Source organism: Sphingomonas sp. C3-2, from assembly GCF_033025475.1.
Taxonomy (GTDB): Bacteria; Pseudomonadota; Alphaproteobacteria; order Sphingomonadales; family Sphingomonadaceae; genus Sphingobium_A.
This window is the reverse complement of sequence record NZ_CP130322.1, coordinates 2,653,911-2,676,210: the sequence shown is the minus strand read 5'-3', so window position 1 is coordinate 2,676,210 and position 22,300 is coordinate 2,653,911. Positions and strand designations below refer to the sequence as shown.

Sequence of the window (22,300 nt, the reverse complement as noted above, 5' to 3'; positions counted from 1 at the left end):
AAAACGAAAAATGCCGCCATGCGCTGATTTGCGCGTGGCGGCATTCGTCCTGTCATCCGGCGATGGCTCAGAACCAGGCGCGCACGCCCATCACAAAGCTGGTCGCCTCAACGCCCTCGCCCGCCGCGCGGGCAAAGCGTGCGGTGTCGCCAAAGCTGCGCTCCCACGACACGCCGATATAGGGCGCGAATTCGCGGACGATCTCGTAGCGCAAGCGCAGGCCCAGTTCGAGGTCGCTCAACCCCGAACCAATGCCCTGCTCGGGCACGTCCTGCGCGGCGAAATTCGCCTCGATGCGCGGTTGCAGGATCAGGCGCTGGGTCACGCGCTGGTCGTATGATCCGCCGATCCGCGCCAGCAGATCGCCCTTGTCCGAAACGAACAGCGCGCCTTCGGTCTCGAACCAGTAAGGCGCCAGCCCTTCGAAGCCGACGGTCGCATAGACGCGCGAGGGGTTGGGCTCGATATCGTAGCGCACACCCGCCTGCAGGTCGAAATAGGGGCTGACCGCGCGGCTGTAGAGCATCTGCACCTCGGCGCTTTCCAGCCCTTCGCCAACTTCGCCCTCGCCCTCGGTCTTCACCACCAGCCGGTTGATGTCGCCGCCGTACCAGGCCTCGGCTTCCCAATGATAGCCGTCATGGCCCTTCTGCATGCGATATTCGGCCAGGTCGAAGATCACCTGCGAAAACATCCCGCCGCCATGATCGTTGCGCAGCGCCTTGCGCGATGCCGCCATCGCATCGGCACCCCAGACGCGGTCGGCATAAGTGGCGGGCGAAGCCGCCGGTGCAGGCGCATCGCCCGCGGGCAGCGCGGTGCCGCCGGTGCCATGCGCGCCGTGCGGGTCGGCCGCGGGTGCTGCCGGTGCAGCGCCATGTCCCGCATGCGGGTCGGCGGCAACGGGTGCCGCACCGTGCGCCTCATGGCCGGTCGCCGTCACCGGCGCGGGCGTCGCAGCACCGTGTCCGGCATGTCCGGCATGCGGATCGGCTACGGGCGCCGCCGCCGGCTTGGCCGCATCATGGCCGCCATGCGCGCCGTGCCCATGATGGGCGCCATGCCCCTCATGTCCGGCCGCGTCGGCCTTGGGCATCGTGCAATGCCCCATCGCGGCGTGCTCAGGCGTGCAGGCCGGCGCCGCCTTGGGCGCGGCTTCAGGCATCGTGCAATGCCCCATCGCCGCATGCTCGGGCGTACAGCTTGCCGCCGGTGCGGCGGGCGCCCCGTGGCTGGCGTGTCCGGCATGGCCGGCATGCTGGGCAAAGGCGGGGTTGGCGGCGGCGATCAGCGACGCGCCGGCAAGAAGGATCATCTTCATGCGCCTTCTCCCTCGCTCGGGCGGACCGTGACGACCTGCATCATCCCGGCATGCATGTGGTAGAGAAGGTGGCAGTGGAACGCCCAGTCGCCCTCGGCATCCATCGTCACGTCAAAGGTCATCTTGCCGCCCGGCGCCACCTGGATCGTGTGCTTGCGCGGCGCATATTCGCCGTGGCCCGTCACCAGTTCAAAGAAATGGCCGTGCAGGTGGATAGGGTGCGCCATCATCGTGTCATTGACCAGCGTCACGCGCACGCGCTCGTCCTTCACGAACGGGATCGCGTCCTTCACCTCGCTCAGCTTCTCGCCGTCGAACGCCCACATATAGCGTTCCATGTTGCCGGTCAGGTGGATCTGCATCTCGCGCCCGGGCGCGCGCACATCGGGGTTGCGCTCCACCGCCATCAGGTCGCGGTAAACGAGCACCTTGTGCTTCACATCCTCAAGCCCCAGCGCCGGTTCGGCGGTGCGGTCCATCGGCATGGGCGAAATCATCTGGACGGTGGGGGTTTTCTTCACATTGGGCGCGACGTTGAAATCGCGCATCGAATGGTTCATCTCGCCGCCCAGCGTGCAATGCCCCATCGCAGCGTGTTCGGGGGTGCAGCCCGCATCGCCCGCGCCCGACGCGCCGTGGTCCATATCGCCCATGCCCATGTCCTTCATGGTCAGCACGGCGCGCTTGCGCAGCGGGGGCACCTCGGCCGCCATCCCGGCGCGCGGGGCCAGCGTCGCGCGGCCCATGCCCGAACGGTCGCTCGTCTCGGCCACCAGCGTATAGGCGCGGTCCTCGGGCTCGACGATCACGTCATAGGTTTCCGCGACGCCGATCTGGAATTCGTCCACGGGCACCGGGCGGACGTTCAGCCCGTCGGTCGCCACCACGGTCAGCTTCAGCCCCGGAATACGCACGTTGAACGTCGTCATCGCCGCTGCGTTGACAAAGCGCAGGCGCACCCGTTCCCCGGCAGTGAACAGCCCGGTCCAGTTGTCGGCGGGGCCGTGGCCGTTGATCAGATAGCTATAGATGCTGCCCGTCACGTCGCTGAGGTCGGTGGGGTCCATGCGCATCGCGCCCCATTCGATCCGTTCCTTCAGCGTCTGGTCGCGGCCTGCAAGCAGCCCGGCCAGCGTCTGCTTCTGATAGTTGAAATAGCCGCCCTGCTGCTTCAGCTTGCGGTACAGCGTGTGCGGGTGGAGATAGCTGTAATCGGACAGCACGATCACATGCTCGCGGTCGGACTGGATCGGGTCCACCCCCGCCGGGTCGATCACGATCGGGCCATAATGCCCCATCTGTTCCTGCAGGCCCGAATGGCTGTGATACCAATAGGTGCCCGATTGCTGCAGCTCGAATTCATAGGTGAAGGTCGTGTGCGGCTTGATCCCCGGAAAGCTCACGCCCGGCACGCCGTCCATCTCGAACGGAACGAGCAGCCCGTGCCAGTGGATCGAGGTATCCTCGTCGAGGTCGTTGGTCACCGAAAGGCGCACCTTGGTGCCTTCCTTCAGGCGGACAAGCGGCGCGGGCACGGTGCCGTTGATGCCGATCGCATGGCTCTTGCGCCCGTCGATCATCATCATGTGATGGCCGACGCGCAGCGCTATGTCGGTGCCCTCCAGCGTGGGGAGCGGGCGAACGATGCCAGCCGAAACGGGCTGCGCCCAGGCCGGGAACCAGGCCGCCAGCGCGGCGGTGCCGCCGGCCGCGCCCATGCCGCGCAACAGCGTCCGGCGATCGAGTGTGGAAATGTCCATGAAAGGTACGAACGTCCCTGCGTTTTCTGATTTCTCTCGATTGGATACGGACGAGGCCGCTCAATCCCTCAATTTTTCTTCCAGCTTCTTGCGCGCGCGGTACAGCCGCGTCTCCACCGCCTTTTCGCTGATCCCCAGGATCTGCGCGGTTTCCGCCTGGCTCAGCCCCTCCACCGTGCGCAGCAACAGCGGCTCCTTCAGCGCGGGCGAAAGCTCGGCGATCGCGCGGTTCACGCGTGCCAGTTCCTGCCGGTCTGCCATCGCCCGGTCGATCGGCACCGCGCTGTCGGCCACCTGTTCGGCCTCGCCCATCGGCGCAGCAAAGGTCAGGAACCGGCGCACCATCCGCCGCCGGGCCCAGTCATGGCATTTGTTCAGCGCGATCCGCGCGATCCACAGCCGAAAGGGGCGCTCGCCGTCATAACGCGCCAGCGCCGAAAAGGCGGCGATGAAGCTTGTCTGCGTCACGTCCAGCGCCTCGTCCTCGTCACCCGTGCTGCCGCGCACCAGCCGGTAAACGAACGCCCGGTGCCGCTCCATCAGCTCGCGGTACGCCGCCTGCCTGCCCGCCAGCGCAAGCGCCGCCAGTTCGCCGTCGGTGCAGTCGCCATATCTGTGCGCGTCGGTATCGGGGGTCACTTGTCCTTGGCCGTCAGCGCCCGCACGACGGCGGCGTCGAACCGCGCGGCCTGATCGGGGCGCAGCACCTGGCGCATCGCAAAGATATGCTCCAGCGTTTCCTTCTGCAGCGCGCCCATCGCGGTGTGCGAACGGTCGATCGCGGCGGCCACCTTGGGGCCATAGCCATGTTCGGCCTCGATCGCCTCGGCCAGCCGCGCATTATCGGCGCGCAGCTCCAGCTCCAGCGCGCGACGGCGCACGGCGAACCGCTTCTCGATTTCCTCGATCTGCGCCTGCTGCGCGCGGTCGAGCGTCAGCTCGTCGTGCAGCAATTCGTGCAGTTCATTCTCGACCGGGCGTTCGGGCACCACCACCGCGCGGCCCACCACCACGCCCGCAATCGCCGCAACAAAGGCAATCAGCGCAACGACAAGCACATATTTCGAACTGCGCATCAATTCTCGCCAAGCAGCGTCGAGGGGGCCAATATGGGCGATGCGCCAAAGGGCGATATCGATGCCGCGCGCACCGGGGTTCCGGGCACCGCCGATCCCGCCACGCCGATGATCAGCGCAACGATAGCGGCCATGCTCAGCCCGCGTGCGCCCAGCGATTCCGAGCGTTCGCGCGCGCGTTCGGCCAGCGTGTCCATCACGGCGGCGTCGATCGCATCCAGCTCCGGATGAACGGGGCGTTCGCGCAGGCGGCCCAGCATGGCGTCGATATCAGTCATGCGTCCTTTTCCCATGCATCATTTGCAATACGCAAGCCCCGGCGAAATCCCTCATCCGCCCCGAATGAAATTGAGGGGAGCGCCCGCCCGCTGCGTATCCCGTCTATAGTGTAAGGAGTAGCTGATGAAATTTGCGCATATCCTCGTGGCCGCGGCGCTCGCCGGCGGCGCGGCGCTCGCCGCCCCGGCCGCCGCCCAGCCCAAGCTCGTCTCGGCACAGCCGGCAGCGGGCGCGCCGGCCGCCAAGACGACGCGCATCGCGCTGGCGTTCAATGAAAAGATCACGCCCCAGGGTTCGGGGATGAGCGTGGTGATGACCGGCATGCCCGGCATGGCCAATCACGCGCCGATGAAGATGGCGGGTTTCAAAACCTCGGTCTCGCCCGATGGCAAGACGCTGATCGCCACCTTCACCCGCGCGCTCCCCGCGGGCACCTATGAGGTGAAGTGGACGGCGGCCGCCGCCTCGGGCCGCGCACAGGGCCAGATCGGCTTCACCGCAAAGTAACACGTCCCCCGGCGCCGGTCCCCCTGGCGCCACAATGGAAAACCCATCGGCGCGCCCTTACGCCGATGGGTTTTCTTTTATCCGGCGGCGGGGCCCTGCGCCCCGCCCCATTCGGTCCGGCTCAGCCTTCGAGCTGGCTCACATCGCGCACCGCGCCGCGCGCGGCGTTGGTGGTCATCGCGGCATAAGCGCGCAGCGCGGGCGAAACATTGCGCTTGCGGCCGAACGGCTTCCACGCCTTGGCGCCGCGCGCCTCCATCTCGGCGCGGCGCGCTGCCAGCACGTCGTCGCTAAGGTCGAGCTTGATCGAACGGTTGGGAATATCGATCAGGATCGGATCACCCGTCTCGACCAGCGCAATCAGGCCGCCTTCGGCTGCTTCGGGGGAAACATGGCCGATCGACAGGCCCGAGGTGCCACCCGAAAAGCGGCCATCGGTGATCAGCGCGCACGCCTTGCCCAGCCCCTTCGATTTCAGATAGCTGGTCGGGTAGAGCATTTCCTGCATGCCCGGCCCGCCCTTCGGCCCTTCATAACGGATGACGACAACGTCGCCCGCTTCCACCTGGTTGCCGAGGATACCGGCCACTGCGGCGTCCTGGCTTTCATAAACACGCGCCTTGCCGTGAAAGACGAGGATGGAATCGTCCACGCCTGCGGTCTTCACGATGCAGCCTTCGGGCGCCAAATTGCCCGACAGCACGGCCAGCCCGCCATCCTTCGAAAACGGGTGCTCGGCCGAACGGATCACCCCGCCCTCGCGGTCAAGGTCCAGTTCCTTCCAGCGATTGGCGGTGCTGAAGGCTTCGGTGGTCCGCACCCCGCCGGGGGCGGCCTTGAAGAATTCGTGCACTTCGGCGCTGTCGGTGCGGCTGATGTCCCAATGGTTCAGCGCATCGCCCAGCGTCGGCGCGTGCACGGTGGGCAGGCTGGTGTCGATCAGCCCGGCGCGGTCCAGCTGGCCAAGGATCGCCATGATCCCGCCGGCGCGGTGGACGTCTTCCATATGCACGTCCTGCTTGGCCGGGGCCACCTTGCTCAGGCACGGCACGCGGCGCGACAGGCGGTCGATATCGCCCATGGTAAACTCCACCCCGCCTTCATGCGCGGCGGCGAGCAGGTGGAGCACCGTGTTGGTCGATCCGCCCATCGCGATATCGAGGCTCATCGCATTCTCGAACGCGGCAAAGCTCGCGATCGAGCGCGGCAAAACCGAGGCATCGTCCTGCTCGTACCAGCGCTTGGCAAGGCTGACGATCGTGCGGCCCGCTTCCAGAAACAGCTGCTTGCGGTCGGCATGGGTCGCCAGCACCGAACCATTGCCCGGCAACGACAGGCCCAGCGCTTCGGTCAGGCAGTTCATCGAATTGGCGGTGAACATGCCCGAACAGCTGCCACAGGTCGGGCAAGCCGAACGCTCGATCACCTTCACGTCTTCGTCGCTATAGCTGTCGTCGGCGGCGGCCACCATCGCATCGACCAGATCGAGCGCGATCGTCTTGCCCTGGATATCGGCCTTGCCCGCTTCCATCGGGCCGCCCGACACGAAGATGGCGGGGATGTTGAGGCGCATCGCGGCCATCAGCATGCCCGGGGTGATCTTGTCGCAGTTCGAAATGCACACCAGCGCGTCGGCGCAGTGCGCGTTCGCCATATATTCGACGCTGTCGGCAATCAGATCGCGGCTGGGCAGCGAATAGAGCATCCCGTCATGCCCCATGGCGATCCCGTCATCGACCGCGATGGTGTTGAATTCCTTGGCAACGCCGCCCGCCGCCTCGATCTCGCGCGCCACCAGCTGGCCCAGATCCTTCAGATGGACATGCCCGGGCACGAACTGGGTAAAGCTGTTGACCACCGCGATGATCGGCTTGCCGAAATCCTCGTCCTTCATGCCGGTGGCGCGCCAAAGGCCGCGCGCGCCCGCCATGTTGCGGCCATGGGTGGTCGTTCTGGAACGATAGCTAGGCATGTCTCTGTGTCTTCCCACTGCTCGAAAGGCCGGTTTCCGGCCGCCTGTTTTTTGCCTGACTAGCGCGCTTCCGTCATTCGGTGAAATATATTATTCAGCGGTTATTGGGTCGCACAGGATATAAGTTGATGGACGTTCGCCAGTTCCGGCATTTCGTCGCGGTCGCCGAAACGCTCCATTTCGGCCATGCCGCCGAACGTCTGGGGATGACCCAGCCGCCGCTCAGCCAGTCGATCCTTGCGCTCGAACGCGAAATCGGCGCCCCGCTTTTCCTCCGCACGCGGCGCCATGTCGCGCTCAGCCCCCTGGGCGAACAGTGGCTCGGCGCGGTCCGCTCGGCGCTCGCCAGGGTCGATGCGCTTCCAGCGCTCGTCCGCCAGCTGGCCGAGGGCAAGGCCGGCCGGCTCGAACTCTCCTTCGTCAGCACCGCCGATTACAACATCCTCCCCACGCTCGTGCAGCGTTACGCCGCGCATTTCCCCGATGTCGAAATCGCGCTCACCGAGGCGACAAGCGATATCCAGATCAGCGCCTTGCAGGCCGGGCGCGGCCATGCCGGCATCGTCATACCCCCGGCCGAGGGTGCGCTCCCCGCCGGGCTCGCCTATCGCCGGCTGATGCGCGAACCGCTCGTCGCAGCACTTCCCGAAAGCTGGCTCGACAGCGGGCGGCTCGCGCTCGATCCGGCAACTGGCATCCTTTCGGCGGCGGCCGCCATCGTCGCCCCGCTCATCATCTTCCCGCGCCACATCGCGCCCGCCTTTCACGATATCGTCACCGGCTATCACGCGCGCCACGGCGGGACCCCGGTGATCGCGCAGCAGGCCATCCAGATGCAGACGATCATCAGCCTCGTCTCGGCGGGCATGGGGATCGCGCTCGTCCCCGCCTCGCTGCAAAACCTCGCGCGCACCGGCGTGCGCTATGCCGCCCTCTCGGGCGACGCGCCCCGCCTCGAAACCGGGATCATCTGGCGCGAAGGGGACACAACCCCCACCCTTCTGCGCCTCCTCGACACCGTCACCCAGCTGGGCGACGGTGCGGAAGCGCAAGGGCCCTGCGCCCTTGGCGGCTAGTTTTTCTTGCCCACAACGGCGCCAACGCCAAACCCGTCCTTGCCGGTCAGCGTGAATACTCCGCCAATCTCCGCTGCTCCGGGGCCATAGAAATATCCATCGACCGAACTGTCATAGCCGGTGCCGGTGCGGTGATCGCCAAAGAACAGCTGGCCGCCATCAATGCTCGACTTGATCGTGCCGTTGATATCCTGCCTACCGAAATATTTCCGTGCGCCGGATTGCACATGCTGCCCGATGGGCGTCATTGAAAATGCGAATGTGGCGGCAGAGAAATTTGCGGTGAACTGGCTATCCCCGCCCAAGGCATATACGCCGGTTGCATCGCCGAACTGGCCGTCAATCCGGGTGGTGTACGAAGCCTGCCCGGTACGCGGCATCTGGGCCGCCGTCGTCCGGATCCCATAGCTGAAAAATGCGGTGTCCACGTCAACGCTGTCAACGCCGCCATTGATCTTCTGAAAGGCGCCGTAGCTGGTATAGGTCAGCGCCAACTCGGTGTTTGCGTCCCCCGGATTGAAAAGCACCATCGTTTCCTGCTGGCCGCCTTCCCCCTTCTGATAGACGGTCAGCACATTGCTGGACTGGTCATCATCCTTGTGCGCCGGGCCAAATCTAGCCGAATACATGCTCGGGGTGCCCGACAGCGTGTAGCTGCGCGATGCCGCGTCATAACGCACAGCACCGCCATCAGTGCTGATCGTGGTGGCCTGCCCACGCAGCGACGCCCCGCCCGTCGCGCGCGAAACGCGGTAATTGGTTTCGGCTGCCGACCCGCCAAATGTGTCGCTGTACTGGATATCGGTCAGCGTGGTGTTGGCCTGCGCACTTGGCGGGGTGGGAATAACGGCAACACCGCCTCCTCCACCACTTCCGCCACCGCATGCGGCAACCAGCGCGAACGGCGCAATGGCACAAATATTCCGAACCTCCAGCATATACCCCCCTTTACCCCTATCCGCTGCGTAATCCGGAATAGATCCGGCGACAATTATCAAATTCGACGGCCGCTTGCCCGGAACCGGTCCCTCGTCCATCCTCGCGCCAAATCAGGCAATGGGATGGGATATGTCCGAACAGATCATGCGCGCCTATTATGCGGCGTATAATGCGCAAGACGCCGAACGGATCGGGGCGCTGATCGACGATGCCGTGGTGCTGGAATCCGCCATGGGCACGCAAGAAGGCAAGGCGGCCTATCTGGCGACCTATCGGCATATGATCGGCCTGTTCGTCGACCAGATGGAACCGGTCGAGATCGCGCAAGACGGCGATTGCATGACCGTGCGCATCGTCGACAAGCTCACCGCGCGGGACGACGTGCCAGACTTCATGGGGCAGGCGCTCGCAAAGGGCGAGACGATCACCCTGAACCTGACCGGCCGTTACACGATCCGGGACGGCCGGATCGTCGGGATCAGGATCGCGCCGGCGCCCTGAACCCCGTTCCGCAAGGCCGCCGCGCCCTAATTGGTCGCGCGGCGCACATTGTAATCGATGCGGATGCGCACCCATTCGCCGGTCATCGGCCGGCCGCCGCGCTGGGGCGGGCGGACGCGGAATTGCCAGGCGGCGGCCAATACCGCGCGCGCGATGTTCGATCCTTCGGGATATTCGCCCACCGCCACGCAGTCCTCGACGCGGAACTGCGCCACGGTGCGGCACGCGATCAGCCCCCAGCCGGGGCCGCGTGCGGTGGAAAGATAGCCGCGCAGTTCGTCGTCAAAAGGCTCGCGGTACCAGGCGGCGGCATAAAGCGGCTGGCCATTGGGCGCGGTGCCCACGCGCTGCGTATCGTCCGAACGCCCCTTGTTGACCGGGCCCATCATCGCAGACGCGGCGGGCGCGGCGGGGGTTGCGGGCGCCTGCGGGGCCGGGCGTGCAATATTGGCGGTGGCCATTTGCTGGCGGTTGAGCGGGATGATGGGAAGCGGCGGCGGCTCCGCCACCGGCGCGGGCTCGGGCTCGGGCTCGGGGGGAACGGGCTTTGGCTGCGGCGGCTTTTCGGCGGGCTTCTCAGCCTCGGCCTTGGGTTGCGCGGGCGGCTCGGCGGCGGCTTCCTCGGGCTCGGGCGACGGCGGCTGATCGGGCTGCGCCTCGATGCTGAAAACGCTCATCTCCACCTCGCGCTGGCGGTTGAACTGCGGCACGATGGTGAGCAGCGCCATGACGAGCAGGATCTCGACGAGGATGGTCAGCGCAATCCCCGCCGCGCGCTCACCCAGCCGGTCGCGCAGCCGTTCGGGCAGCGATGTCACCAAAACGCGAAACGGATGGAACACGGGACCTCGACCTCGACAGGTGCGGGGCGGGTGAGAGCGTCCCGACGCGCAGACCCCTCAGCGATACGGGGACGGCGGGGGCAAGACAAGCCATTGCCGTACGCGGCACGCCGGGCCGGTGCCCGTTCGCCGCGAACGCCCGTCAGCAGCCGATACAAGGCCCCCGCCCCCGGATCGCATCGCTCTGCGGCTCGTTCAGCTGGAAAACCCTTCGCTGAGGGACATTGACACCCCCTTGGCCAACATCATCATGGCGCCATGGCTGAACCCGATCATCACCCCTCGTCCGGTTTCATCGTCATCTACCGATGGCAGGTAGAGCCCACCTATCAGGACAATTTCAGGGCGACATGGCGCGAAATCACCATCGAGGGGCGCGCATTGGGCGCCCTCGGATCATGCCTGACCCGCGACGAGAATGGCGATTTCCTCGCCATCGCGCTGTGGCCCAGCGAACAGGCGCGAAGCGAGGCCTTTGCGCGGATGGCGCCCCGCTCCGACTGGATCGGCGCCCGGCGCATCGCCGAGATCAGGCTTCAGGTCGAGGATGATCTGTGGATCGGTTCGCCGTTCGCCGGACGGATCGCGCGGGACACCCCCTGACCCGGAGCGGAAGCCCCCCCCCGCGCGGCATCCGGGCACTGCCCTGGCCGCGCGGGGGGTGTGCATCAGTCGGCGAAGAGCAGCACGGGCGTTTCGAGCAGCTTCCGGACCGCCTGGACATAGCTCGCCGCGTCCCAGCCATCAACGACGCGGTGGTCGCACGAGATGGAAAGGTTCATCAGCTTGGCGACCGCGATTTCGCCGTCGCGGATCACCGGGCGCTCGATCACGCGGTTGGGGCCGATGATCGCCACTTCGGGGCGGTTGATGACCGGGGTGGTCGCGATCCCGCCGAGCGGCCCGAGCGAGGTGACGGTGAGTGTCGACCCCGAAAGCTCTGCCGATTTCGCCTTGCCGCTGCGCGCGGCGTCGGAAAGCCGGCGGATCTCGCTGGCGAGCTGCCAGATATTCCTGTCCTGCGCGTCGCGGATCACCGGCACCATCAGCCCGGCATCGGTCTGCGTCGCCATGCCCAGATGCACCGCGCCGTGCCGCGTCACCACGCCCGCCTCGTCGTCATAGCGTGCGTTGATCATCGGGAATGCGGGCAGCGCCTTGCAGATCGCGACGATCAAGAGCGGCAGCATGGTAAGCTTGGGCCGCTCGCCGCGATTGGCGTTGAGGTCGGCGCGCATCGCCTCCAGCGCGGTCACGTCGATTTCCTCGACATAGGTGAAGTGCGGGATGGCGCGCTTCGACGCCGCCATATTCTCGGCGATGCGGCGGCGCATCCCGATCACCTTCACCGCCTCGTCGGCGCGTGCAGCCGAGGCGCCGGGCGCGCGGAAACCCTGCGCGCCGTTATAGGTGAGGTATGCGTCGAGATCGGCATGGCGAATGCGGTCGCCCTGCGCCGGGCGCACCTGCGCAAGATCGATCCCCAGAGCACGCGCGCGGTCGCGCACCGCAGGCGATGCCATCACCTGCGCCGCCGCGGCCGGAGCAGCCGGAGCAGGGTCCGGGGCTACCGGAGCGGGTTCAGCAACAACCACCGGCGCGGGTTCAGGCGCAGGCGCCGCCACCGTCTCGGGCGCAGGTTCCACGGCAGCGGCGGGCGCGGCAGGCGCCTCCGCCGGTGCGGCGGCAGCTTCGCCCGCGGTCTCGATCACGATCAGCGTCGCGCCGATCGACACCTGATCGCCCACTTCGCCCGCCAGTTCGACGACCTTGCCCGAAACCGGGCTTTCCATCTCGACGGTCGCCTTGTCGGTCATCATGTCGGCGATCTGCTGGTCTTCTTCGACCATGTCGCCCACCTTCACATGCCAGGCGACGATCTCCGCCTCGGAAATGCCTTCGCCGATATCGGGCAGCTTGAAACTGAAAAGCGCCATGTGCGTCAGTCCTTCATGATCTTCTTGATCGCCTCGCTGATGCGGATCGGGCCGGGGAAATAGGCCCATTCGAGGCTGTGGGGATAAGGCGTGTCGAAACCGCTCACGCGTTCGATCGGCGCTTCGAGATGATAGAAACAGCGTTCCTGCACCTGCGCCGACAGCTCGGCGCCAAAGCCCGATGTGCGCGTCGCTTCGTGCACGATCAGGCACCGCCCGGTCTTCTTCACCGATGCCTCGATCGTCGCGATGTCGAGCGGGATCAGCGTGCGCAGGTCGACAATCTCGGCGTCGACGCCCATCTCGTCCACCGTGTTCTGCACCACGTGCACCATCGTTCCGTAACACAGGATGGTGAGCGCCTCGCCGGGGCGCACCACATTCGCGGTGCCCAGCGGGATGCGGTAATAACCCTCGGGCACCGCGCCGCCGGGATGGTTGTTCCAGTTGCGCGCCGGGCGGTCATAATGGCCGTCGAACGGGCCGTTATAGATGCGCTTGGGCTCGAAGAAGATGACCGGGTCATTATCCTCGATCGCCGCGATCAGCAGCCCCTTGGCGTCGTACGGCGTGGACGGGATCACCGTCTTCAGCCCCGCGACATGGGTGAAGATCCCCTCGGGCGACTGCGAATGCGTCTGCCCGCCGAAAATCCCGCCGCCAAAGGGCGATCGCACCGTCATCGGCGCGGTGAACTCGCCCGCCGACCGGTACCGCAGGCGCGCAGCTTCGGAGACAAGCTGGTCGAGCGCGGGATAGATATAGTCGGCGAACTGGATCTCGGGCACAGGGCGCAGGCCGTACGCGCCCATGCCCACCGCCACGCCGATGATGCCGCATTCGGTGATCGGCGTGTCGAACACGCGGGTCTTGCCATATTTCTTCTGCAACCCTGCGGTTGCACGAAACACGCCGCCGAAATAGCCGACATCCTCGCCCATCACGATCACATTGGGATCGCGTTCCATCATGATGTCCATGGCCGAATTGATCGCCTGGATCATGTTCATCCGCGCGCCCGCGCCGCTTTCGTCCACGGCGTTGCCAGCTTCTGCCTGATCGGTCATTGCCTGCTCGCTCATAGCCCGGCCACCTTCTTCTCGTTCACGGCCTGCGCCAGCTGTTCCTTCAGATGCCAGGGCATTTCCTCGAACACGCCTTCGAACATCGTCTCGAAAGGCTGGTGCATGCCGTGGCCCAGAATGCCGTTCTTCTCGGCTTCCTTGGCGGCAGCCTTCACCTTTTCGGCCAGTTCAAGGTCCATCGCCGCCTGGCGTTCCTCGTCCCATTCGCCCAGCATAATCAGGTGCTGCTTCAGCCGCGCGATCGGATCGCCCAGCGGCCATTCGGCGCGCTCGGTGGCCGAACGATAGGCGCTCGGGTCGTCCGAGGTCGAATGTCCCTCGGCGCGGTAGGTGAAATGCTCGATCAGCGTCGGGCCTTGATTGGTCCGCGCGCGTTCGGCCGCCCATTCGGTGGCGGCATAGACCGCCAGCACGTCATTGCCGTCGACGCGCAGGCCGGCAATGCCATAGCCCACCGCACGCGCCGCAAAGGTCGTCGATTCCGCACCGGCAAAGCCGGAAAAGGACGAGATCGCCCATTGGTTGTTGACCACATTCAGGATCACCGGCGCGCGGTACACTGCGGCAAAGGTGCAGGCCGAATGGAAATCGCCCTCGGCGGTCGATCCCTCGCCGCACCAGGCGGCGGCGATCCGCGTGTCGCCCTTCGATGCCGACGCCATCGCCCAGCCCACGGCCTGCGGATATTGCGTCGTCAGATTGCCCGAGATCGAGAAGAAACCGGCTTCCTTCACCGAATACATGATCGGCAGCTGCTTGCCCTGCAGCCGGTCGCCCTTGTTCGAATAGATCTGGTTCATCATGTCCACCAGATCCCAGTCGCGCGCGATCAGCAGCCCCTGCTGGCGATAGCTGGGAAAGCACATATCGTCGCGGTCCAGCGCGTGCGCGGCGCCGATCGACACCGCCTCCTCGCCGGTCGACTTCATGTAAAAGCTCGTCTTGCCCTGCCGCTGCGCGCGGAACATCCGCTCGTCGAACGCGCGGGTCAGCGCCATCGATCGCAGCATCGCGCGCAGCCGGTCGGGCGAAAGCTTGGGGTCCCACGGGCCAACAGCGCGGCCGTCCTCGTCCAGCACGCGGACCAGCGAATAGGAAAGCTCGCGGAAATCCTCGGGCTTGCCGTTCACCGCCGGGCGCGGCGCGGCGCCCGCTGCGGGGATGTCGAGATCGCTGTAATCGGCTGCATCGCCCGGCCGGAAACGCGGCTCGGGCACGTGGAGCGACAAGGGGGGAAGATTGGGGCGCTGGGTGTCGCCGGCCATGGTCTCTCCGTTCGGTTCTGGCTCCAAACCCTTCGCAAGGTTCGGATTCGTTACAACATCTTTGTTATTCACCAGTGTTATAAAATTTCAACGCGTCCGACAAGCGTTCCGCGCATCGGGTCCATGAAAAACGGGCCGCGCCCCAATTGGTTCACGGCCCGTCGATCATGCATTCCAACGGGTTAAGCCGGAGTTCGATATCGGCAGATTTTTGAACCCCGGCCCAGCCCGTCCCGCGCCTTGAGCGGATCAGAAGCTGAACGCGACATCCATCACGGCGCGGTTGTCGGTCAGGTCGCTGCGCGCGAAACTGCGCTCAACGCCTGCGCCAAAGGCCAGCGGCCCGTTGACCAGCCGGAACCCGCCCTTCAGCTCGGCCCAGCTGCGGTCGTTGCTCATCAGCGGCAACGCGATGGCAACATCGGGCGCGGCGGCGAAGCGCACGTCGAAACTGTCGCGCCCGCCCGCCAGCGTGGTCACCCAGTCGGCGCGCAGTTCGGGGGTGAACTGCCAACCGCGCACGGGCTGCGCCGTGCCCGACAGGCGCACGCCCAGCCGGCTCTCGATCCGGTTGAGGCGCATGTCGTCGATCATCATCGCCATCTCGCCGCCCTGCTCGCGGAAGCCGCTCAGATTATACGACTTGTACGCCAGCGCCGCGCGCGGGGTGAGCATCAGCCCGCCCAGCCCGGTCTCGACATTGGCGCCCAGTTCGGCCTGCACGTCGATCGCCATCGCGCGCGTATCGCCCGCCATGCTGGCGACCAGGCTGCCACCCGCGCCGGTCGTGCGCTCCATCCCCATGCGCGTGTGCGCCATCGATGCCAGCCCGCCGGCATAAAAGCCGCCGCCCAGCCGGTAGCTGCCATAAAGCGCCGCCTGGTTGGTCACCGCCTTGGCCTCGTTCCCGGCAAAGCGGCTCAGCCCGTTCACATGGCCGAACGCCGACCCTATGGTCAGCGCCTCGCCCAGCGCAAACTCAAGCCCCATCGCGATATGCCAGCTGTCGCGCGAGCCGTTGCCAGCCGCCGCCAGCGCGGTGCCCCGCTCGACCCCGCCCGACACAAAGCCGCTGACATTTTCGGGCAACCGCCCGACGCTCCGGCCCGAGGGGGCAAGGCTGCGCGCAAAGCTCATCTGCGCCGCCGAACTGCCCGATATCCCCTGGCCGTCCATGCTCAGCATTTCGGGCGCACCGACCACGCTCAGCCGGCCATAGCCCGCCGCGCGCGTGCCGAGCATCGACAGGCGGTCCGCAACCAGCCGGGTCACCTTGCCGCCCTGCTCGCGGTCGAGCATCTGCGCCTCATCCACCGTTCGCGGGACAAGATTGCCAAACGTCGCCGCCAGCATGTGCGGCTCCATCACGTCGATCGCGCCGTACAGCCCGTACAAATTGGTGTACGACGCCGCACGCATCGCATCGAGCGCATTGGCAAAGGCCATCACGGTCCCGCCATAGCCGTTCAGGAAATCGCTGAACTTGCCGGCCTTCAGCGTCAGCGTCACCGCGTTGGCGCCGTAGGTCAGCTCGGGTTTGAGCACACCCACCCCGCCAACGACATGGTCGAACGTGCCGTCCACCCCGCCAGTCGCGGTGATGATCGTCGTGCTGTCGCCCTGGCGCGGCGCCGCGCCCGTCAGCGTGCGCAGGAACGCCGCCGTCCCGCCCAGCGAGATGATGCCGCTATTGGCGGCATCGCCCACCACGTCGATCCGGTCGGTGCGCGGGCGCGACACGTCGAACACAGTGAGCGCGCCCGAGGACAGGATGACATCGCCCGCAATGGTCAGCGTCCCCGCCCCGCCGATATTGCCGGGCAGCACCGCGCCCGCAACAACGGTGAGATAGGTCGGGTCGAACCGCCCCGCCCCGCTCAATATGCCGCTCGCGATCAGCGCCTCGCCGCTCGCGATCGTGCCGTTCACCTGCGTCCAGCCGCTATACTGGGTATAATCGCCCCATACCTTCAGGTTCGCGCCCGGCTTGACGTTGAGCATGTGCGCCTTGTCGAGCGTCAGCCGGTCGATCGTCACCGATGCGCCCAGCACGGTTTCACCCAGCCCCTTCAGCGTCACGTCATAATAACGCGCCTTGATCCCCGTCGCCGGGTTGGCGACGACGTTGTTCGGCACGAAATTGCGGCTTCCCGGTCCACCGGGGATCTGGATGCTGTTAGGCGCCCCCTCACCCGGCGGCACGCTCGAATCCTCCAGCGGCACGCAATCGGACAGGAAACAGATGCTCCCGAACTTCACCGTATCGCCGCTGATGCCCAGCGCGGGCGTTCCGGGCAGCGCGTTCACCAGCTTGCCCTCCACCTCGATCGCATAGCTCGGGTCGAGCGTCTGGACCCAGTAATTGGGATCGGTCCAGTTGCCGCTCGCCTTGCGATTGGTGGCATAGACATAGCTGTTATTGGCGACGATCTGGTCCCAGTATAGAAACAGCGGCTGGTAGAAATTATTGGTGCCATAGGTCGAAAAAAGCTGGGGACCGAAATAGCGCGTCCCGCCCGAAAGCACGCCGACCACCACCGATTTGTCGAATTTCTGGTCCACCACCAGCGGCCCACCGGAATCGCCCCCGGCGGTGGTGCCTTCGCGGGGCAGCGCGGGCCCATCGAAAATATCGAAATCGAAATTGCCGGTGGTGTCGTCAAACGCGTCCTCGCCCGCCGGGCTGTCGAAATCCATCATGTACAGGCTTTGCGGCAACCCGCTCGGCGCGCCGAAAAGGAAGCTGTCGATATCGTCGAGCGATCCCAGCACCGAAAGCATGTTCTCGGCGGCGCGGCGGCGGAAATCGATGCCCCCTGCCGGGTTGGCGCTCGTCCCCTTGGTGCCGTATCCGATGATCTGCGCATGCGTCTCCTCGGTCAGCGGGGTGAACAGCATCGTCCAGGTCGGCACGTCGAAGGCGGGGGTATCAAGCGTCGCCATCGCGACATCGGCCTCAAGAAATCCAGTCGCCAGCGAGCGTTCGTCATACCAGACCTGCTCGACATTATAGAGCGAAAGCGCCTTGTTCGTCGCGTGCAGCACGCCGCCGTCCAGCCCCAGCCATTGGCGCACCGCAGGGCGGTTATTGGCCTCGAAGCCAAAGCTGATCGCGGTGCCGCCGCTCGCCGAACCATAGGTATCGGCCGCCTGATCGTTCACGCAGTGCGCGGCAAAGATCACCATGCGCGGGTTGATGAGCGTGCCCGTGCACAGCCCGACAAAGCCGCCGCCCGCATCGATCACCATCTGCCCCACGCCCGTCACGCCGCTGTCGAGTATCCCCGCCGCCGGCGGCAGATCGGGGGACAGGTCGTTGCGGATGATGATGTCGGGCACCTGCACGGCGCCGCCACCATCCTGCGCCAGCGCGCCCTCGGGCGCCATCAGTCCAGCGGTCAGCGCGGTCGCGCCCAGAAGTATCGATTTTACGGAAGAACTACCGACCAGAGCAGCCATCTCAACTCTCCCAGATAACGGGCGGTCGCGCGCGACTCGCCAGATGAACCCGAGATTAACGCTGCATTTGGCGTCGGATAGCCGTGGCTTGTGGAGTAAAAACCACCATAGCAGAGCGTGATAGGCCGCACCTATGCGCCCAAACCACGCTTTGCCGCCATTTCTCGCCGTTAACGAATTGCGAACGGCACATTAAACCAAACGGCCGACCGCGTATTCTTACGCAGCCGGCCGCTTCGGTTCAGATTGTGCTGTTCAGGCTTATTCGGCCGGGAAACCGCGCTTCTTCAAAAGCGCCTTCACGTCCGGGTCGCGGCCGCGGAACGCGCGGTACGCCTCGGCGCGATCGGTTTCGTTGCCGGTCGACAGCAGCACCTTGCGGAACCGGTCGGCCACGCCGCGATCCCATGGGCTGCCCGCCTCGGTGAACGCCGCCCAGGTGTCGGCATCCATCGTCTCGGACCAGAGATAGCTGTAATAACCCGCCGAATAGCCATCGGACGAGAACAGATGGTTGAACTGCGGCAGGCGGTGCCGCATCACCAGTTCCTTGGGCATGCCCAGTTCCGCCAGCGTCTCGCGCTCGAACGCGTCGGGGTCGGTCACCGGCGCCTCGCGGTCGTGCAGCTTCATGTCGACGATCGCCGACGACAGATATTCGACCGTGCTATAGCCCTGGTTGAAGGTCGAGGATTTCTCGATCTTGTCGACCAGCGCCTGCGGCATCGCCTCGCCCGTCTTGTAATGCTTGGCATAACGGTCAAGCACGTCGCGAGTCAGCAGCCAGTTCTCGTTCACCTGGCTCGGATATTCCACAAAGTCGCGCGGCGTGCCGCCCAGCGACGGGTAATATACGTCCTGCAGGAAATAATGGATGGCGTGGCCGAATTCGTGGAACAGCGTCGTCGCATCGTCGAGGCTGATCAGCACGGGCTCGCCGGGCGCACCCTTGACGAAATTGTTGTTGTTCGACGCCAGCACATTGCGCTCGCCGCCCAGCTTCTGCTGGCTGCGATAGGTGGTCATCCACGCGCCCGAACGCTTGCCCGCGCGGGCGAAATTGTCGAGGTAGAACAGCCCGACATTCGAACCATCACGCTTGTCGGTGACGATGAAGGTGCGGACATCGGGGTTGAACACCGGCACTTCGCCCGTGTTTTCCTTGAAATCGAGGTCATACAGGCGCCCGGCGGCATAGAAGGCCGCGTTCACCATGTTGTTCAGCTCGAAATAGGGCTTCACCTCGGCTTCATCGAGGTCGTACTTCGCCTTGCGCACCTTTTCCGAATAGAAACCGTAATCCCACGGCTCGATCGCGATCTTGGCGGTCTTGGCCTTCTTCGCGTCGGCATCGGCCACCGCCTGCATATCGGCCACTTCTTCCTTCACGCGGGCCACGGCGGCGGGCCAGACGCGCATCATCAGGTCCATCGCGCGCGCCGGGTCCTTCGCCATGGTGTCATCCATGCGGTACCAGGCGTGGTTCTTGAACCCGAGCAGCTTGGCGCGGTCGGCGCGCAGCTTCAGTATCTCGGCGATCGTCGCATTGGTGTCGTTCGCATCGCCATTGTCGCCGCGGCCGATAAAGGCGCGCCATGTCTTTTCGCGCAGCGCGCGGTTGGTCGCGTTGGCCAGCACCGGCTGCACCGACGAACGGGTGTTCACGATCACCCATTTGCCCGCCAGGTTGCGCTCGTCGGCGGCCGCCTTCAGCGACGCGACAAAGCTGTCGGGAAGCCCGGCCAGTTCGGCCTTGTCCTCAACAACGATCCACTTTTCTTCATCGGCCAGCACCTTGGCGCTGAAATCGCTGAACGCCACCGAAAGCTGCTGGTTGATCTCGCTCACCTTCGCCTTGGTGGCGGGGTCGAGCAGCGCGCCCTGGCGCACGAAATTGCGGTAATCGCGCTCGACGATACGCAGCTGCGCGGGCGTCAGATTGAGCGTCGCGCGCTTGTCGTACACTTCCTTGAAGCGCGCGAACAGCTTGGGATCGAGCTGGATCTCGTCATAAAATGCCGAGATTTTGGGGCTCCATTCGCGGTCGATCTTCTGCACATCGGCGTTCGACTGGTTGCTCGTCTGCACGCCCCACAGCGCGAACAGGCGGTCCATCGTGTCGCCGGTCAGCTGCATCGCCTCGTTGACATTCTGGAAGGTCGCGGGCGCCTTGTTGTCGCGCACCGCGTAAACCTCGCGGCGCAGTTCCTCCATCGCCGCGGTGAACGCGGCCGGGAACAGCTCGGGCTTCATCTGGTCGAACGGCGGCACACCTTCATAAGGGCCGGTCCATTTCTGCAGCATGGGGTTGGTCGCCGCAGCGGTCGTCACCGCGGTCTCGGCGCCGGCGGGCGCCTTTTTGGCAGACGCGCTCACCGGCAGCGCCAGCGCTGCCAGCGACACGCCGGCAACAAGCAGATTGTTGATACGCAATTCATATCTCCGAAAACCATCACTCTGGCCCGTGTGTTGCCCACATGACGTGAACCTAGCCCGAATTTCGACAAACCGACAAGCTTTGACGACGAACGACATGATCGATCGGGTCATTCGCCGCCTATCAAACGCAAATGGCTCATATATATTGACTCTACGAACCATATCGGTTAACATGATCACTCCTGCGCACCGCTGATCATGGTGCAGCAGGGCTGCGGACGGCAGGCGCGGCGTCAACCGGCCTGCCCTCCTCGGTATGGTGCGAAGCCCGGCGCGGATAGTGCGTGCCTTTGCTTCGAAACATCATCGCTCCGGCATCTTTGCCGGCACACGGGCGCTCCGGTCGGCCATGGCGATCCGGGCGCTCCAGCGGCATCGTCCGCGCGCACGGGCTTCGCGCCGTCACTCCCTTTTCCCCGCATCGGCATCCTCACGCGCCGATTTCCAACAGGCCGCGTCTCCGCCACGCCAAAGCGCGCGCGCAACACCCTAAACTGATTGGACAATCAACTTATCCACAGCCAATGGCGTGTCACGGCCTCCCTGCGCACAACGCGACACATGGGCGATTGTCATGTCGCCCATGTCGCGTTCAGGCGGGCGCGCCTCAGCCGGTAAACGCCTGAATCCCTGTGATCGCGCGGCCCAGGATCAGCGCGTGCACATCGTGCGTGCCTTCATAGGTGTTCACCGTTTCCAGGTTCACCAGGTGGCGGATCACATGGAACTGGTCCGAAATCCCATTGCCGCCGTGCATGTCGCGCGCCATCCGCGCGATATCCAGCGCCTTGCCGCAATTGTTGCGCTTGATCAGGCTCACCATCTCGGGCGCCCAGTGGCCGGCGTCGATCGCGCGCCCCACGGTCAGCGCGGCGTTCAGCCCCAGCGCGATCTCGGTCTGCATGTTCGCCATCTTCAGCTGCGGGATCTGGTTCGCCGCCAGCGGCCGGCCGAACTGCTTGCGCTCCAGCATGTACGTCCGCGCGCGGTGGAAACAGTCCTCCGCCGCGCCCATCGATCCCCAGGCAATGCCGTACCGCGCCTTGTTGAGGCAGCCGAACGGCCCGCCCAGCCCGCGCGCATTGGGCAGCATGTTCTCGGCGGGAACGAACACTTCGTCCATCACGATCTCGCCGGTAATCGACGCGCGAAGGCTCATCTTGCCCTCGATCTTGGGGAAACTCAGCCCCGCCCAGCCGCGCTCAACGATGAAGCCGCGGATCACCCCGTCCAGCTTCGCCCACACCACCGCGATATCGGCGATCGGTGCGTTGGTGATCCACATCTTGGTGCCCGTCAGCCGGTATCCGCCGTCCACCGCCACCGCGCGCGCCGTCATGCTGCCGGGGTCCGATCCCGCATCGGGTTCGGTCAGCCCGAAACAGCCGACAATCTCGCCCGTCGCCAGCCGCGGCAGATATTTTTCGCGCTGCGCCTCGCTGCCATAGGCATGGATGGGGTGCATCACGAGCGAGGATTGCACGCTCATCGCCGAACGATAGCCCGAATCCACCCGCTCCACCGCGCGCGCGATCAGGCCGTAGGCCACATGGCTCACGCCCGCGCAGCCATAGCCGTCGATCGTCGCGCCCAGCAGGCCCAGCTCGCCCAGCTCGTTCATGATCTCGCGGTCAAACCGCTCCTCGCGCGTCGCGCTCAGCACGCGCGGCAGCAACCGCCCCTGTGCATAGCCTTCCGCCGTATCGCGGATCATCCGCTCGTCATCGGTCAGCTGCGCGTCGAGGTTGAACGGGTCGTCCCATTTGAACGGGGTAAAGTCGGCCATCGGTCATCCATTTCCTAATTCTGTCGTACGAACCGCTTGGCGCGGCGGTTCAGCGG

18 protein-coding genes are annotated in these 22,300 nt (G+C 65.5%); 4 read left to right on the top strand and 14 right to left on the bottom strand.

Annotated elements, in window-relative coordinates; genetic code table 11:
* Positions 1-67: 67 nt before the first annotated feature.
* The 5 genes from QYC26_RS12920 to QYC26_RS12900 are packed head-to-tail and all read right to left on the bottom strand — an operon-like array spanning position 68 to position 4,435.
* Positions 68-1,321, bottom strand: coding sequence for a copper resistance protein B (locus QYC26_RS12920; RefSeq protein ID WP_317512629.1), 1,254 nt, complete (start codon positions 1,319-1,321; stop codon positions 68-70).
* Entirely contained in the window at positions 1,318-3,081 is a 1,764-nt protein-coding gene (locus tag QYC26_RS12915; protein ID WP_317512628.1) for a copper resistance system multicopper oxidase, read from the bottom strand. The genes QYC26_RS12920 and QYC26_RS12915 overlap by 4 nt, the downstream gene beginning before the upstream one ends.
* Before the next feature lie 60 nt (positions 3,082-3,141).
* Entirely contained in the window at positions 3,142-3,720 is a 579-nt protein-coding gene (locus QYC26_RS12910) for an RNA polymerase sigma factor (RefSeq protein ID WP_317512627.1), read from the bottom strand.
* A complete protein-coding gene (locus QYC26_RS12905) occupies positions 3,717-4,157 on the bottom strand; it encodes a periplasmic heavy metal sensor (protein WP_317512626.1) in 441 nt (146 codons plus the stop codon). The genes QYC26_RS12910 and QYC26_RS12905 overlap by 4 nt, the downstream gene beginning before the upstream one ends.
* Positions 4,157-4,435: a hypothetical protein gene (locus tag QYC26_RS12900; protein ID WP_317512625.1), complete on the bottom strand. Its 279-nt coding sequence runs from the start codon at positions 4,433-4,435 to the stop codon at positions 4,157-4,159. The genes QYC26_RS12905 and QYC26_RS12900 overlap by 1 nt, the downstream gene beginning before the upstream one ends.
* Positions 4,436-4,559: 124 nt before the next feature.
* On the opposite strand from QYC26_RS12900, the gene QYC26_RS12895 reads away from it, so the two are divergent.
* Entirely contained in the window at positions 4,560-4,943 is a 384-nt protein-coding gene (locus QYC26_RS12895) for a copper resistance protein CopC (protein ID WP_317512624.1), read from the top strand.
* A gap of 121 nt (positions 4,944-5,064) precedes the next feature.
* On the opposite strand, the gene ilvD is transcribed toward QYC26_RS12895, so the two are convergent.
* On the bottom strand, positions 5,065-6,915 hold the full coding sequence (gene ilvD / locus QYC26_RS12890) for a dihydroxy-acid dehydratase (RefSeq protein ID WP_317512623.1): 1,851 nt from the start codon (positions 6,913-6,915) through the stop codon (positions 5,065-5,067).
* Between the two features lie 128 nt (positions 6,916-7,043).
* On the opposite strand from ilvD, the gene QYC26_RS12885 reads away from it, so the two are divergent.
* Positions 7,044-7,991, top strand: a complete 948-nt coding sequence (locus QYC26_RS12885; protein WP_317512622.1) for a LysR family transcriptional regulator — start codon at positions 7,044-7,046, stop codon at positions 7,989-7,991.
* Here the strand turns inward: QYC26_RS12885 and QYC26_RS12880 are convergent.
* Positions 7,988-8,929: a transferrin-binding protein-like solute binding protein gene (locus QYC26_RS12880; RefSeq protein ID WP_317512621.1), complete on the bottom strand. Its 942-nt coding sequence runs from the start codon at positions 8,927-8,929 to the stop codon at positions 7,988-7,990. The genes QYC26_RS12885 and QYC26_RS12880 overlap by 4 nt on opposite strands.
* A gap of 130 nt (positions 8,930-9,059) precedes the next feature.
* Between QYC26_RS12880 and QYC26_RS12875 the strand changes: the two genes are divergently transcribed.
* Complete coding sequence (locus QYC26_RS12875; protein ID WP_317512620.1) at positions 9,060-9,431, top strand: nuclear transport factor 2 family protein; 372 nt, start codon at positions 9,060-9,062, stop codon at positions 9,429-9,431.
* Between the two features lie 26 nt (positions 9,432-9,457).
* On the opposite strand, the gene QYC26_RS12870 is transcribed toward QYC26_RS12875, so the two are convergent.
* Positions 9,458-10,249 (bottom strand): hypothetical protein, encoded by a 792-nt coding sequence (locus QYC26_RS12870; RefSeq protein WP_317512619.1) that lies wholly within the window; start codon positions 10,247-10,249, stop codon positions 9,458-9,460.
* Between the two features lie 282 nt (positions 10,250-10,531).
* On the opposite strand from QYC26_RS12870, the gene QYC26_RS12865 reads away from it, so the two are divergent.
* A complete protein-coding gene (locus QYC26_RS12865) occupies positions 10,532-10,876 on the top strand; it encodes a hypothetical protein (protein WP_317512618.1) in 345 nt (114 codons plus the stop codon).
* 65 nt (positions 10,877-10,941) lie between these two features.
* Here the strand turns inward: QYC26_RS12865 and QYC26_RS12860 are convergent, their stop codons facing one another.
* The 6 genes from QYC26_RS12860 to QYC26_RS12835 all read right to left on the bottom strand — a co-directional run bounded on the left by QYC26_RS12860 (position 10,942) and on the right by QYC26_RS12835 (position 22,244).
* Positions 10,942-12,210 carry a dihydrolipoamide acetyltransferase family protein gene (locus QYC26_RS12860; RefSeq protein ID WP_317512617.1) on the bottom strand — a complete coding sequence of 423 codons (1,269 nt, stop codon included), beginning with the start codon at positions 12,208-12,210 and terminating at the stop codon, positions 10,942-10,944.
* Between the two features lie 5 nt (positions 12,211-12,215).
* On the bottom strand, positions 12,216-13,220 hold the full coding sequence (locus QYC26_RS12855) for an alpha-ketoacid dehydrogenase subunit beta (RefSeq protein ID WP_317515068.1): 1,005 nt from the start codon (positions 13,218-13,220) through the stop codon (positions 12,216-12,218).
* 68 nt (positions 13,221-13,288) lie between these two features.
* A complete protein-coding gene (locus QYC26_RS12850) occupies positions 13,289-14,560 on the bottom strand; it encodes a thiamine pyrophosphate-dependent enzyme (RefSeq protein ID WP_317512616.1) in 1,272 nt (423 codons plus the stop codon).
* 249 nt (positions 14,561-14,809) lie between these two features.
* Positions 14,810-18,019 carry an autotransporter domain-containing protein gene (locus tag QYC26_RS12845; protein ID WP_317512615.1) on the bottom strand — a complete coding sequence of 1,070 codons (3,210 nt, stop codon included), beginning with the start codon at positions 18,017-18,019 and terminating at the stop codon, positions 14,810-14,812.
* A gap of 261 nt (positions 18,020-18,280) precedes the next feature.
* The gene (locus QYC26_RS12840) at positions 18,281-20,452 is read right to left on the bottom strand and encodes a M3 family metallopeptidase (RefSeq protein WP_317512614.1); all 2,172 of its coding nucleotides are present in this window, start codon (positions 20,450-20,452) and stop codon (positions 18,281-18,283) included.
* A gap of 613 nt (positions 20,453-21,065) precedes the next feature.
* Complete coding sequence (locus QYC26_RS12835; RefSeq protein WP_317512613.1) at positions 21,066-22,244, bottom strand: acyl-CoA dehydrogenase; 1,179 nt, start codon at positions 22,242-22,244, stop codon at positions 21,066-21,068.
* Between the last annotated feature and the right edge of the window lie 56 nt (positions 22,245-22,300).

What these genes read in the sequence shown, in the direction of transcription:
- QYC26_RS12860 (WP_317512617.1), bottom strand. Translation starts at nt 12,210, where the DNA reads ATGGCGCTTTTCAGTTTCAAGCTGCCCGATATCGGCGAAGGCATTTCC.
- QYC26_RS12875 (WP_317512620.1), top strand. Translation starts at nt 9,060, where the DNA reads ATGTCCGAACAGATCATGCGCGCCTATTATGCGGCGTATAATGCGCAA.
- QYC26_RS12845 (WP_317512615.1), bottom strand. Translation starts at nt 18,019, where the DNA reads ATGGCTGCTCTGGTCGGTAGTTCTTCCGTAAAATCGATACTTCTGGGC.
- QYC26_RS12855 (WP_317515068.1), bottom strand. Translation starts at nt 13,220, where the DNA reads ATGAACATGATCCAGGCGATCAATTCGGCCATGGACATCATGATGGAA.
- QYC26_RS12885 (WP_317512622.1), top strand. Translation starts at nt 7,044, where the DNA reads ATGGACGTTCGCCAGTTCCGGCATTTCGTCGCGGTCGCCGAAACGCTC.
- QYC26_RS12880 (WP_317512621.1), bottom strand. Translation starts at nt 8,929, where the DNA reads ATGCTGGAGGTTCGGAATATTTGTGCCATTGCGCCGTTCGCGCTGGTT.
- QYC26_RS12920 (WP_317512629.1), bottom strand. Translation starts at nt 1,321, where the DNA reads ATGAAGATGATCCTTCTTGCCGGCGCGTCGCTGATCGCCGCCGCCAAC.
- QYC26_RS12915 (WP_317512628.1), bottom strand. Translation starts at nt 3,081, where the DNA reads ATGGACATTTCCACACTCGATCGCCGGACGCTGTTGCGCGGCATGGGC.
- QYC26_RS12835 (WP_317512613.1), bottom strand. Translation starts at nt 22,244, where the DNA reads ATGGCCGACTTTACCCCGTTCAAATGGGACGACCCGTTCAACCTCGAC.
- QYC26_RS12900 (WP_317512625.1), bottom strand. Translation starts at nt 4,435, where the DNA reads ATGACTGATATCGACGCCATGCTGGGCCGCCTGCGCGAACGCCCCGTT.
- QYC26_RS12865 (WP_317512618.1), top strand. Translation starts at nt 10,532, where the DNA reads ATGGCTGAACCCGATCATCACCCCTCGTCCGGTTTCATCGTCATCTAC.
- QYC26_RS12895 (WP_317512624.1), top strand. Translation starts at nt 4,560, where the DNA reads ATGAAATTTGCGCATATCCTCGTGGCCGCGGCGCTCGCCGGCGGCGCG.
- QYC26_RS12905 (WP_317512626.1), bottom strand. Translation starts at nt 4,157, where the DNA reads ATGCGCAGTTCGAAATATGTGCTTGTCGTTGCGCTGATTGCCTTTGTT.
- ilvD (WP_317512623.1), bottom strand. Translation starts at nt 6,915, where the DNA reads ATGCCTAGCTATCGTTCCAGAACGACCACCCATGGCCGCAACATGGCG.
- QYC26_RS12850 (WP_317512616.1), bottom strand. Translation starts at nt 14,560, where the DNA reads ATGGCCGGCGACACCCAGCGCCCCAATCTTCCCCCCTTGTCGCTCCAC.